Genomic DNA, 12,692 nt, shown 5'->3' with positions numbered 1-12,692 from the left:
GTCAGGCGGAATGCCCGCCGCGGGAACGAAATTCCTGCGGCGGGCACCCGTTCCAGCGCCGGAAGGCGCGGATGAACGAGGCCGATTCGGCGTAGCCCAGCCTGGTGGCGACCTGCTCGGTGGTCAGGCGCGTGTGGCCGAGCAACTGTTCGGACCGCGCCCGGCGCACCTCGTCCACCAGCGCACGAAACGAGGTCCCCTCCGCGTTGAGCCGCCGGGAGAGCGTGCGGCAACTGAGGAACAGCGCTGCCGCTACCTGCGGCAGGTCCGGGATCGCGGCCGGGTCCCGGACCAGCTCGTCGCGCACCGCGCCCGCGACGTCCGCGCGAATCCTGTTGCCCGGCAGTCGATCACGGCGTCCGATGGACACGCTTCCCGATAGTTTCGAGCCGGACATCTCCGCGAACCCCCATCGACCTTTCCGAACACAACCCGCGCGGGTCCGCGAAAACTACCAATTCCGCGCCACTTCGGCGGCGAAATCAGCGAATTCCCTTCTGGGAGAACAGCAATACGCCGAACCCCCGGAGGCTGCGGCAACTGTCGCGCCGCGAGAATCAGCGGCGATCTCCTCGACCGGCAGGCGACGCTAGTCCTCGCCGAGCGCCTGAGTCCGTGCGCTGAGCGAACGCCCGAGCCCGGCCACCTCGGCATCGACCTCCGGCAGCCAGTCCGGAGTGGTCTTGGCGCTCGAGCGCTCGACGAGCCGCGTTTGCAGCAGCGGCCGCAGCCAGCGCAGCATGCCGACCCAGGCGGGGACGTTGATGCGTCTGGCGCGCCGCGCGATGCCCCGCTCGAACCTGGCGGCACACTCCTGCACCGAGGTCGTCTTGCGAATCGGGCCCGGAAGCGCGGCGAGACCTCGCGCGACCGCGGGCAGGTCGGCGAAGCTCTCCCGCACGAGCGGGGTATCGATCCACGACATGTGCGCGGACCCGACATCGACGCCGCGGTGCGCGACCTCGAGCCGCAACGCGTTCGCGAAGTGCTCGATCCCGGCCTTGGCGGCGTCGTAGGGCGCCATCCCCGGCATCGCCAGGTAGGCCGCGAGGGACGAGACGATCAGCACGTACCCGCGCCGCTCGACGACCGACGGCAGGGCGGCGCGCACCGTGTGGAAACAACCGACGAGGTTGACGTCGATCACCCGCCGAAAGGCGGCGGGATCCACGGCCAGGACCGACCCGTAGCTGGCGATGCCCGCGTTGGCCACCACGATATCGATGCCGCCGAATCGCTCGATTCCGCGCGCGACCGCGGCCTCCATCGCGGCGAGGTCGCGGACGTCGGCGGGGACCGCCACGACATGCTCGTCGCCGCCCAGTTCCGCCGCGAGTTCGCGCAGCGGGGGCGGATCGACGTCGACGAGTATCAGGTGCGCACCGCGCGCGTGCAGCCGCCGGGCGACTTCCGCGCCGATGCCGCGGGCGCCGCCGGTGATGAGTACGACCTTGCCGGTGAAGGCGGTCATGGCTCGAGACTAGACCCCTCGATCGCGCTTCGGAACACAGTTCACGAGGCGGTGCGCACGTGTGCGATGGCGGGCGGGATGTCGCGTAAGACCGGCAGCCGCTCGAACAGCGGCAGCGTGGCGGGCAGCGGCCCGTGCGAGGGGCTGTACGACGAGACCGTCACGTCGGTGACCTTCGGACTCCACGAGCGCACCAGGTCCGCGATGTCGCTGCGCCGGACGCCCCACGGCATCGGCGGCGCCTCGTAGTGCGGGGTCTTGCGGAAGCCGCGCACCGTCTTGCGGGAGAACCAGGGCGGGATGGTGTCGAACATCAGCTGCACGCCGGGGAATCGGTCCAGGATCGCCGAGCACAGCTGCCGCACCTGGTCCGGCTCGAAGTACATGAAAAGCCCTTGCGCCGTGACGAATACGCCGCGCGACGGGTCCACCTGGTCCAGCCAGGCGGTGTCGAGCGCGCTCACGGGCAGATGCCTACACCGCTCGCTCGGGGGTAAAAATCGTTCGCGCACCGCGATCGCGTCCGGCACATCCACGCACAGCCACCGCACCTGCCCGTCGTCACAGCGCTGGAATTGCGTCTCGAGTCCGGCCGCGAGTTCCACCACCGTGCCGCCGGGGTGCGCCGCGAGCCAGGGCCGCAGCACCGCGTCGAATTTCTTGGAACGCACCGCGTGGGTGCCGTCCGGCTTGCCGAAGGTCCGCTCGTAGTCGAAGGCGATCGCGTCGTAGATCCGCTCGCAGTCGGGGTCACGCAGGATCGCGTCGGGCCGTTTGGACTCGGAGGCTCGATTGTGCAGGGTCCACAGCATGGTCAGCGGGATCCCGTCGAGTTCGACGTCGGCGCCCATGGGTTCGTCCTTCCACTCGGTCGACCGGAGTCACCCGCGCATCCCGGCCACATTAGTGAAATCGATGTTCAACAAGAACTAAGGACAACCTAACTCAGGTCTGCCGCCGCCGCAACGACTTTCATTTTCCTCCCGCAACGCTCGGCGGACAGCCGACTCAGTCGAACGATTCCGTGCGTTCGGCGATCTCGGCCAGCAGCTTCGCCGGACCGGCGGGCGGGAAACGCAAGCGCCAGACCGCGCGAAATTGCCTGGTCAGCGCGGTGGCGTCGGTCAGAGGTACCGCGACGAGCGACCCGCGTTCGAGCTCGGGCGCGGCGATCAATCGGCTGAGCACCGCGGGCGCCAGCGCCGTCGCCGCGGCGGCGAGAATCGTCGCGGCCGAGCCCAGTTCCGCGGCGGGTCTGGCGGGCTCGCCGTGGCCGCTGAGCACCTCCCAGACGGCGTCGCGGGTTCCCGAACCCGGCTCCCGCCACAGCAGCGGGGTCGCGGCGAGTTCGCGCAGCGACACCGGCCGGCGGCGGCGCGCCCAGGGATGCGTGGGCGCCACCACGACTACGAGTTCGTCCGCGCCGAGCACCCGGCTGCCGAGGTCGGTGGGCGGATGCGGACCCTCGACGAATCCGATGTCGGCGGCCTCGCGGCGGACCAGCTCCAGCACTTGGCTGCTGTTGGCCACCTCCAAGGCGACCGCCACTTCGGGATGAACACCGCGCAGCGCCTGCAACCACTGCGGAATGCGGTGGTCGGCAATGGTTTTGGAGGCGGCGACGCGCAACCGTGGGACGCTGCCCGCACGGAGAGCGGACACCGCGACACCGAAGGAGCGGGCCGCCTCGAGCACCGGGCGCGCATGGTCGACGACGGCGCGGCCCGCGTCGGTCAGCGCGGAGCCGGTCGGCCCGCGGTCGAGCAGCCGCAGGTGCAGCCTGCGTTCCAGCGCGCTGATGCGCATGCTGGCGGCGGGCTGGCTGATGCCGTGGCGGCGGGCGGCCGCGCCGAGGCTGCCGAGTTCGGCGACCGAGACGAGCAGATCGAGGACGTCCAGATCGGGCGTTCCCGGAGGCAGCGTCATGGGCGCGGATTCCGGACCCGGCGGCCCAGCGCACGAGGGGCGGACATAAGAGAATCTTATGAGGTCGTCCGAAAGCGCTCTCTACCTGGGTGCTGTCCGTGCCGCGAGGGTGGAAGCGTGTGCTGCTCACTTCGCCTTCTGCCAGGGCTCGCGCTGGTCGCGGGGCTCGCCACCGTCGCGACGCTGATCGGCCGGGCGGTGCCGGTCGTCGGCGCACCGGTGTTCGCGCTCGGCGCGGGTGCGCTGGTCGGGCTCGCGTACCGGCGATCGGTCGATGAGGACGGGGTGTTCGGCCCCGGGCTCGAGGTGACGAGGCAGCGTGTGCTCGGGCTCGCCATCGTGCTGCTCGGCTTGGGGCTGCCGTTCGGCGCGGTGCTGAGCGTGGGGCGGCAGACGGCGGTGGTGTTGGTCGGCACGGTGATCGCGGGCGCGGTCGCCGCGGTCGTGGTCGGTCGGTTGCTCGCGCTCGATCGGGAATCGGCGACGCTCGTCGCGGTGGGGTCGACGATCTGCGGCGCGTCGGCGATCGCGGCGGCGACCGCGGTCATCAAGCCGGACCGGGAGCGGGTCGCCTACGCGCTCGGCACCATCTTCGTCTTCAATGTCCTTGCGGTGCTGGCCTTTCCACCGCTCGGCCGATTGCTCGGCATGTCCGAGGAGGCGTTCGGGCTGTGGGCGGGCACGGCGATCAACGACACCTCCTCGGTGCTGGCGGCGGGTGCGATCTTCGGGCCCGCGGCGGCGCAGTTCGCGGTGATCGTGAAATTGGTGCGCAGTCTGCTGATCGTGCCGATGTGTGTTGGTCTGCATCTGGGGCAGCGCGGCGGTCGGGGGACCGGCGGCGGGCGATATGGCGGCGGGCCGCGCGACAGCCAATCCGACGGTGGGCAACGGAGTGCCGGTGCCGAGGACCGCCGCGCGGCCTGGCGGGTGATCCCGCTGTTCGTGGTGCTCTTCGTGGCGGCCTCGGTGATCGCCGGGTTCGGGTTGGTTCCCGAATCGTGGTCCGGGCCGCTCGGCGCGGTGAGCGCGTGGTTGATAGCGGCGGTGCTGGCGGCGATCGGGACATCACTGTCGTGGCAAAGGGTGCGCGTGGCCGGCGTTCGTCCGCTGGTCTTCGGCGGTGCGATCGGCCTGGTGCTCGCGTTGTCCTGCTTGGCCATACAGCAAGTCACCGGATGGCTGTGAGGTTGCCGACCGGATGGTTCGGGACCACCCGATCGCGGCCATCGAGCAGACATCCGTCGAGACGAGGGACAATGACAGGGTGACGTGCCTCGTGTGGTACGCCGCCTACGGCTCCAACATGCATCACCGCCGCCTGCACTGCTATCTGGAGGGCGGCCGACCCGAAGGCGGCGCGATCGAACTTCCCGGGTGCCGCGACCATTCCGCGCCGCGGCGATCCCGGCCGCTCATGCTGCCCGGTCTGCTCTACTTCGCCACCGAATCGCTCACCTGGACGGGCGGCCGCGGCTTCTACGCGCCGGACGCCGCGGGCGAGACCGCCGCCCGCGCCTATCTGCTGACGGCCGCGCAGTTCTCCGACATCGTCGCCCAGGAGATGTACCGCCCGCCGGGCGAGGACCTGGACCTCACCGAGGTGCTCGCCACCGGCCGCACCGCGCTCGGCCCCGGCCGCTACGAAACCCTCGTCCGCGCGGGCACTCTCGACGGCCATCCCATCCTCACCTGCACCGCCCCCTGGCGCCACACCGACCTCCCCGGCAACCCGCCCTCCCCCGCGTACCTGCGCCATTTGGCCGCGGGCATCACCGAATCACACGGCTGGCCGCTCCCCCGCACCGCCGCCTACCTGGCGACCCGCCCCGGCGCCGACCTGCACTGGACGCCCACCTCCGTCACCAACCTCCTCCGCACCACCGATCCCCCACCGGTGCCCGCCGAATGACGTTAGCCCCCGCGCGCTACAGCAAATGCCCACGTCCGTATCGGGCGAATTCCGTCTCCAGCTCGGCTTTGTCCGCCGTAGACATGAGCAAGTACTGCGCGTTCTCTCGTCCAGTCCGTCGGTACACCGGGTCCGCGGTGCGCCACGCTTCGCGTTGCAGCTCGCGCTTGAGCACCTTGTTGGAACCGGTCACCGGCAGACAGGCGGATACTCGTAGCAACCCCGGCATATCCTTGCTGCCGAGATCGTCTTGGCTACCGAGGAATTCGGTGAGATCCCGTACATCGAACGCGGCCGGGTCGGCGACCTCTACGGCTGCCATCACCTGATCGCCTGCGCGCGGGTCGGGAACGGCGAATACGGCCGACGCGAGGACAGCGGGATGACGGCGCAGCACCCGCTCGATCGACAGCGCCGAAATGTTCTCGGAGTCGATCCGAATCCAATCTCCCTTGCGCCCAGCGAAATACAGGAAGCCGTCCGCGTCGAGGTAGCCGAGATCGCCGGTCCAATACCAGCCGTTGCGCAGACGTTCGGCATCGGCGACGTCATTCTTGTAGTAGCCCTCGAAGACCAAAGTGCCCGCTTTGTCGACCATTTCACCGATGGCCTCGTCCGCGTTCAGTACGCGGCCGTGTTCGTCCAAGACGGCGGTCGCGCAGTCCCGCAGGGTTTCCGGATCGACCACCGCGACCCCGGGATGGGCGGGTCGGCCAAGGGCCCGCGCCGGTGCGGCCGGGTCGTTCGCGACCAGGCCCGAGCCCTCGCTGGAACCGTATCCTTCGAACAGTTTCGCGCCGAAGCGGCGCTGGAACTCCGCCTGGTCGTCCACCGACGCCTCGGTGCCGAAGCCCCGCACGAGACGATTGTCGGAATCCTCGGGAGTCTCGGGGGTCGCCAGTAGATATCCCAGCGCCTTGCCGACATAGGTGAAGAAGGTCGCGCCGAAATACCGGACATCCGAAAGGAAGCCCGACGCGGAGAATTTCGGTGTCAGGCATATCGTCGCGCCGTTGGCCAGCGCCGGAGCCCACAGCGCCATGATGGCGTTGCCATGGAACAGGGGCATGCAGCAGTAGTCCACGTCCGCGCGGACATGGCCGAACTTGTCGGTGGCCGCGTACGCGATCGCCGCCAAGCGCCGCTGGCTGCATTTGACGGCCTTGGACTGCCCCGTGGTCCCGGAAGTGAACAGCAACAGCAGCAGCAACTCCCCGCCCGCGTGCGCCACCACCGGCTCGGCGCGGTATTTCGCCACCAGCTCCGCGTAGGCGGGATCGTCGACGATCAGGAACCGGTCGTCTTCCAGCCCCAGATCGAGACCGCGCAGGCGACCCATCCCCGCCGTATCGGTGACGATCAGCTGACAGTCCACGTGCCGGATGTCGGCTTCGAGCTGAGCGGTGCCGCGGGTCGGATTGATCCCGGCGACGGTGGCGCCCGCCAGCGCGGCAGCGCCCAGCCAGAAGCTGAAGTCGGGTACGTTGTCCAGCAGCACGCCGATATGAAAAGGCCCGTCGCGCCGCAACTCCCGGGCCAGCGCCGCGCGTGCGGCCGATTCCCGCACCACCGCGTCCCACGTCCAGTCGCGGGTGCGCGTGCGCAGCCCGAGCCGATCGTCACCGAGCCGGTCCAGCAACATCGACGCGATGTCCCCGTGCCGTGCCGTGCGCCCGTCCTTCATAGCGAGATCACCTTCCATACACCGACTGTCGCCTACTTCACGAGCCCGAGTGCACGAGTTCGACGTACTCGCACGGCAATTCGTCGAACGACAGCTTGGTGACCCGCACCGGGCCGGAATGATAGGAATCCTCGCCCTGGATCAGACCGTCGGCGTCGATCGGCCAGAGCAGCAGCTGCCGGAACACGACCAGGTAATCGGCCTGCGGATCATCGACCGGAAGGCCCATCTGCCGCGCGTAGATACCCGGGTAGATCTGCTTCAGGAAGCCTTCCGTCACCACACAGTGGTCGTCGACCACCAGCCGATCCAGCTCGAATTCGAGGACGTTGGTGCGGCTGGCGACGAAATCGGCGTAGTAGCCGCGCACTCCGTCGTAGCCCTTGGGGCCGACGTCCTGCCCGGCGTTCCAGAAGTGATAGGCCGGATTCGGGACCAGGGTCCGCATCAGACCGTCGAGGTCGGGTGTGCTCTCGGCCTTCATGTGCTCGATGACGATGGCGAGCACGGCGCGGTGCCGCTCGTCGGTCGTGTCGGCCAGCCGTTGTTCCAGCAGCTGCCAGGTGCGAGTCGGATCGATGACGGCCATGGCGCGAAACTCCTTCACGTTCACCGGGTATGTCCACAGATCGTCGCCGACTCCGATGACGCGGATCAGCCGCCGGATGTCGCCGAAATCCCGCGAAAGACCCGACACACGTCGGATGCCGTCGTCACCGATCACGCTCGGCCAGCTCGGTCGCCGACAGCGCCATGCGGCGGACCGTCAGCACCAGGGTGGCCTGGAAGCGGTCCAGCGCGTCGTCTATGTCCCACCCCATGACGCCCTCCACCTGGGCGATTCTGGCGGCGACCGTGCTGTGGTGGATGTGGAGTTCTCCTGCGGTCCGGCGCAGCGAACCGAAAACGCAGAACGCCTCGAGGGTGTCGACCGCGAGTGCCCCCGCCTCCGTGGCGGCGAACGCGTTGATACGCAGCACATCCGCGTTGCCGAGCAGCCGATCCACCGGCAGGTCGGCCAGCAGTTCCAGCGAACCGAGCCGATCGAAGGCCACCGCCCGCCTCCCCTGCCAGGTCGACGACGCGAAACGGAGCGCCCGGCGGGCCTGATCCCAGGAAACAGCCGCGGCCACCGCCGGATTCAGCTCGCCGATCCCGACCCAGGGCCCCGTGCCACCACCACGTGATACCGGAAAAGCCTGCGTGATGGCGGTATTCAGGGCGTCGGAGAAGGTGCGGCTGTCGGGGCAGCCCTGGATCAGCACCGCGGTCGTATCGCCGAGGGCGGCCGAACAACACAGCGACACCCGGTCCGCGACGATCCGCACCGCCTCCCGGGCGGACGGACCCGAGATGGCGAGGACCCGGACGGCCCGCGTCGCGTCGACGCCGAGCAGGTACAGCGCGCGAGCCCGATCCGCGCGATGTTCCTTGTCCGACAACACCACTTCGAGTAGACCGCGATCGCCGAGGTGCAACGTGTCCGGCGGCGACCGCCGCGCGGCCACCACCCGAAGGCTGTGACGCAGCCGGTCGAGCAGGACGCCATCCAGGCGGCGATCGCCTTCCCGGCGCTCAACCCACACCGTCGGTTGGGCTCCGCCCGATACGTCGGCGCCGACCGAGATCTCCGCGCCGACCGTGATTTCGGCGCCGTCGGATGTCCCCGGCACCGGCCGACCGGCCGCGTCGTACCGGACGACCCGGCCGGAGGGCCAGCGAGCACCCACTACGCAGTCGCCCAACCGGGCCGCGGCACGAATCACCGCGTCGGCGTCGGCCCCGGACTCGTCGAACGAATCGAAATACCGGACGATCCGCAACACCGACGCCACATCCGCGGCGGGCGCCGGCGGACGAGCCGAATCGGACTCCAGCGAGTACTCACACACCTTCACTCCAGCGGGAATCGCACCACGCTATCGAAGGCGTCGCCCGGACGAGCGAGTTCGCTCGAACCTGTCCACTGAGCGGGACTCGACCACTGCAAAGGCGTCCGGCCGCACGGGTTTCCGTGCGGCCGGAGAAGAAGGAATAGGAATCAGGACAGGTTCAGCGACCGCCCGATGATCTCCTTCATGATCTCGGTGGTGCCGCCGTAGATCGTCTGGATGCGCGCGTCCATGTAGGCCTTGGCGATCGGGTATTCCTTCATGTAGCCGTAGCCGCCGTGCAGCTGGAGGCAGCGGTTGATGAGGTCGAGCTGTTCCTCGGTGCTCCACCACTTGGCCATGGCGGCGTCTTCGGCGGAGAGCTTGCCCGCGTTGAGGTCCTCGATGAAGCGGTCGACCATGATGCGCACGGCGGTGGTCTTGGTGGCCAGCTCGGCGAGCACGAAGCGGGTGTTCTGCAGTGCGCCGATCGGCTTGCCGAACGCCTTGCGGTCGCGCACGTACTGGCAGGTCGTCTCCAGGCAGGCCTCCATGGCGGCGGCGGCCATGACGGCGATGGACAGGCGCTCCTGCGGCAGGTTGTGCATGAGGTGGATGAAGCCCATGCCCTCGGTGCCGAGCAGGTTCTTGCCGGGCACCCGCACGTCGGTGAAGCTCAGCTCGGCGGTGTCCTGCGCCTTGAGTCCGATCTTGTCCAGGTTGCGTCCGCGCTCGAAGCCCGCCATGCCGCGCTCGACCACCAGCAGGCTGAAGCCCATCGCGCCCTTGTCGGGGTCGGTCTGGGCGACCACGATGACGATGTCGGCGTTGACGCCGTTGGTGATGAAGGTCTTGGCGCCGTTGAGGATCCAGTCGTCGCCGTCGCGGACCGCGCGGGTCTTGATGCCCTGCAGGTCGGAGCCGGTGCCGGGTTCGGTCATCGCGATGGCGGTGATGATCTCGCCGGAACAGAAGCCGGGCAGCCAGCGCTGCTTCTGCTCCTCGTTGGCCAGATCCAGCAGGTACGGCGCGATCACATCGTTGTGCAGCGTGAAACCGAGGCCGGAGTACTGGCCTCGCACGGTTTCCTCGGTGACGATCGCGTTGTAGCGGAAGTCCTCGACCCCGCCGCCGCCGTACTCCTCCGGAACGGCCATGCCGAGGAAGCCCTGCTTGCCCGCCTCGAGCCAGACCTCACGGTCGACGATGCCCTGCTCTTCCCACTTCGCGTGGTTCGGCGCGACGTGCTGATCGAGAAACTTGCGGAACGACTCCCGGAACAGATCGTGCTCGGGCTCGAACAGTGTGCGCTCCACACCAACCTCCTAGTGACCACACCGGGCGGTCCACACCGACCCGTCGTTACCGCATACGGTACCCGGAACGGGAATGGCAGTTCACTTCACGTCCGAAATTCGCGGGTTCACCTGGTCCAGCGACATCAAGACGGTCTCGAGAGCGACGATTCGCGACAAACCTGACGCCGGATCGGCGCATAGCAATCAGCTATGAAAAACCGATTCAAGCGGGCAGGCCCAGACCCTTGGCCAGTACCGGCCAGGAGGCGACGAGCGCGTCCTCCCAGTAACCCCACGAGTGTGTGCCGACCGGCTGGAAATCGAAGGTCGCCGGGATGCCGAGCTCGTTCAGACGGGTCTGCATGTTGTGCGTGCAGTAGTTCGAGGCCGCCTCGAGCGCGCCGCCGACGGTGAGCTGATTGGCCAGTCCGCCGACACCGGGCAGCGCGTACGGGCCGTCGAGGGTGTCCCACTGCCCGGGGATGCCGGTGCCCGTCGACAGGAACAGCTCGAGCCCGCGCAAGCCCTCGGCGTTCCGGTACGGATCGTTGGCCGCCCACTGCGGGTCACCTTGCGGGCCATACATATTCGTCGTGTCACCGCCGCCCGCGGACACCACCGTCTTGACGAAGTTGTAGCCGACCGGATCGCTGATCTGGGCGCAGCCGCTGTAAGCCGCGACCGCGCGGTACAGCCCGGGCGCCGCGATCGGCAGTTGCAACACCGACGTGCCCGACATGGACAACCCGGCGATGGCATTGACGCCGTTCGTGCCGAGAGCGCGGTCGATCAACGGCGGCAGTTCCTCGGTCAGGAAGGTTTGCCACTTGTTGACCCCGAGCGCGGGATCGGTCGAGCGCCAGTCGGTGTAGTAGGTGAACGCGCCGCCGACCGGCTGCACGACGTTGACGTCCTTCGTGGCAAGGAATTGCAGGACGGTGGTGCGCTGCTGCCAGGTCGCCGTGTCCTCGCCGCCGCCCGCGCCGGCGAGCAGGTACAGCGTCGGGCGCGGCGCCGAGGCATCGGCCGGACGCTGGACGTCGATCTCGATGATCCGGCCCATGGCCGCCGAATACACCTGGAGCCGCAGGTTGCGCTCGTCCAGCACGGTGGTGTCGACGATGCGGGAGCCGTCGGCCTGCGTCCTGACGTCCTGCGCGGCGAGCGAATCGGTAGCGGCCGCACTCGCACTCCCGACGCCCGCCGCGGTGGCTCCGCAGAGGAGGGCTATCGCGGCGGCCGCAGCGGCCGATCTACTTCGTGTCCTGCGCATCTCCCCACGCTACGTACCCGTAGCTGAGAGATTGCCAAGTGAATTCTCGAGAGCTTCTCAGGAAGATCTAGAACGGCAGCAAGCCGCGCACCCGGCCGACCAGGGTGCGACCGGAATCACGGTCGCGCTCGGCGAACAGGAACTTCAACTCCTCTTCCAGCGCCTTGCGTACCACGTCGCGCAGGTCGGCAGCGGCGGTGTCGAGGTCGTCGGCGTCGCGCCACGGCGCCGGGTCGATCGGGGCGCCCGCGGAGAAGTAGAACCGTTCGGGGCGTGGGATCAGGGTCGGGCCGACGCCACGCAGCAGTGGCGGGGTGAGGTCGCGCTTGAGGCCGAGCGCCTCGACCGTCCAGCGCAGCGGACGCATCACCGGGTGGTCACCGTCGAAGACGATGTCGAAGGCGTCGTCCACGCCGATCATCGCGACCGGCACGATGGGCGCGCCCGCCTCGATCGCCATCCGGGCGAATCCGGTGCGCCCCTCCCACTTGAGCAGATATTTCTCGTTCTTGCGGCGCACCGCCTCGCGGCCGCCGCCGGGAAAGACGATCACCGCCTCGCCGCGGGCCAGCAGCGCCATGCAGTTGTTCCGGTTGCCGCGGACCGCGCCGTAGTAGTGCAGGAAGTGGCGCAGACCGGGCACCGCGATCAGCACGTTCTCGGCGAGACCGCGGATCAGCCTGCCGCGCCGGCGCAGCACCTCGGGCATCAGCAGCGGGGCGTCGATGCCGCCCATCAGGTTGTGGTTGCCGACCAGCAGCACCGGGCCGTCGGCGGGAATGTTGTCCAGGCCGTAGAAGCGCGGACTCGTCCAGGCGCGCAGCGGCGCGAACAAGGCTTCGATCAGTCGGATGTCGGTCTCGTCGAGACGCACCTCCAGCGGCGCCCCGTCGGTCAGCACCGCCGCGGTAGGCGAGGATTCAGGCATAGGTGGCTACCCCATCGCATGTCGGATCCCGGCACATCGTCGTACGGAATTAAGGTCCCCTGCGCCGCAGTCGAATACGGCAACGGGGCCGATGCTACCGGATGACGTTGGAACAGGTTGCAACACGGGTGGTCGTCAAGTGTGATCCGCCACAACCCTTGCCGCGCCCGAGCAGCGAGCGGTCAGTCCACCTCGAATCGAAAAATACTGTGGCCGAAGGCAATACGTCACCGGAGCGTATCGGCTTCCGGCGGAACGACGAACCGTCACGTCCGTTATCGGCACGATAGCGAACGTGACGGTCGGTTCTATTTCCGTCCGGTGCCGCG

12 protein-coding genes are annotated in these 12,692 nt (G+C 68.6%); 2 read left to right on the top strand and 10 right to left on the bottom strand.

Annotation, left to right across the window (positions count from 1 at the left end; genetic code table 11):
- Nucleotide 1: 1 nt before the first annotated feature.
- From FB390_RS16190 to FB390_RS16175, 4 genes are all read right to left on the bottom strand, one after another.
- On the bottom strand, nt 2–370 hold the full coding sequence (locus FB390_RS16190; RefSeq protein ID WP_246124049.1) for a helix-turn-helix transcriptional regulator: 369 nt from the start codon (nt 368–370) through the stop codon (nt 2–4).
- A 219-nt stretch (nt 371–589) separates the two neighbouring features.
- Nucleotides 590–1,471 (bottom strand): SDR family oxidoreductase, encoded by an 882-nt coding sequence (locus tag FB390_RS16185; RefSeq protein ID WP_141809683.1) that lies wholly within the window; start codon nt 1,469–1,471, stop codon nt 590–592.
- Nucleotides 1,472–1,512: 41 nt separating this feature from the next.
- Nucleotides 1,513–2,322 (bottom strand): class I SAM-dependent methyltransferase, encoded by an 810-nt coding sequence (locus tag FB390_RS16180; RefSeq protein ID WP_141809682.1) that lies wholly within the window; start codon nt 2,320–2,322, stop codon nt 1,513–1,515.
- 157 nt (nt 2,323–2,479) lie between these two features.
- Nucleotides 2,480–3,397: a LysR substrate-binding domain-containing protein gene (locus FB390_RS16175; protein ID WP_141809681.1), complete on the bottom strand. Its 918-nt coding sequence runs from the start codon at nt 3,395–3,397 to the stop codon at nt 2,480–2,482.
- Nucleotides 3,398–3,514: 117 nt separating this feature from the next.
- Between FB390_RS16175 and FB390_RS16170 the strand changes: the two genes are divergently transcribed.
- Both FB390_RS16170 and FB390_RS16165 read left to right on the top strand, forming a co-directional pair.
- Nucleotides 3,515–4,585 carry a YeiH family protein gene (locus FB390_RS16170; protein WP_141809680.1) on the top strand — a complete coding sequence of 357 codons (1,071 nt, stop codon included), beginning with the start codon at nt 3,515–3,517 and terminating at the stop codon, nt 4,583–4,585.
- A 79-nt stretch (nt 4,586–4,664) separates the two neighbouring features.
- Nucleotides 4,665–5,309 carry a histone deacetylase gene (locus FB390_RS16165; RefSeq protein WP_185757048.1) on the top strand — a complete coding sequence of 215 codons (645 nt, stop codon included), beginning with the start codon at nt 4,665–4,667 and terminating at the stop codon, nt 5,307–5,309.
- A gap of 16 nt (nt 5,310–5,325) precedes the next feature.
- Here the strand turns inward: FB390_RS16165 and casI are convergent, their stop codons facing one another.
- From casI to FB390_RS16135, 6 genes are all read right to left on the bottom strand, one after another.
- Nucleotides 5,326–6,993 (bottom strand): steroid-22-oyl-CoA synthetase, encoded by a 1,668-nt coding sequence (gene casI / locus FB390_RS16160; RefSeq protein WP_141809679.1) that lies wholly within the window; start codon nt 6,991–6,993, stop codon nt 5,326–5,328.
- A gap of 37 nt (nt 6,994–7,030) precedes the next feature.
- A complete protein-coding gene (locus FB390_RS16155; protein ID WP_141811820.1) occupies nt 7,031–7,582 on the bottom strand; it encodes a nuclear transport factor 2 family protein in 552 nt (183 codons plus the stop codon).
- A 124-nt stretch (nt 7,583–7,706) separates the two neighbouring features.
- Nucleotides 7,707–8,885 carry a PucR family transcriptional regulator gene (locus tag FB390_RS16150; RefSeq protein ID WP_246124048.1) on the bottom strand — a complete coding sequence of 393 codons (1,179 nt, stop codon included), beginning with the start codon at nt 8,883–8,885 and terminating at the stop codon, nt 7,707–7,709.
- Nucleotides 8,886–9,034: 149 nt separating this feature from the next.
- On the bottom strand, nt 9,035–10,180 hold the full coding sequence (locus FB390_RS16145; protein WP_141809678.1) for an acyl-CoA dehydrogenase family protein: 1,146 nt from the start codon (nt 10,178–10,180) through the stop codon (nt 9,035–9,037).
- A 205-nt stretch (nt 10,181–10,385) separates the two neighbouring features.
- Nucleotides 10,386–11,435, bottom strand: coding sequence for an alpha/beta hydrolase (locus tag FB390_RS16140; RefSeq protein WP_141809677.1), 1,050 nt, complete (start codon nt 11,433–11,435; stop codon nt 10,386–10,388).
- A gap of 67 nt (nt 11,436–11,502) precedes the next feature.
- Nucleotides 11,503–12,363 (bottom strand): lysophospholipid acyltransferase family protein, encoded by an 861-nt coding sequence (locus tag FB390_RS16135; RefSeq protein WP_141809676.1) that lies wholly within the window; start codon nt 12,361–12,363, stop codon nt 11,503–11,505.
- Nucleotides 12,364–12,692 lie beyond the last annotated feature (329 nt).

The organism is Nocardia bhagyanarayanae, assembly GCF_006716565.1.
GTDB classification, from domain to species: Bacteria; Actinomycetota; Actinomycetes; order Mycobacteriales; family Mycobacteriaceae; genus Nocardia; species Nocardia bhagyanarayanae.
The sequence above is the reverse complement of the archived record's forward strand: the minus strand, read 5'-3'. Positions and strand labels throughout refer to the sequence as shown.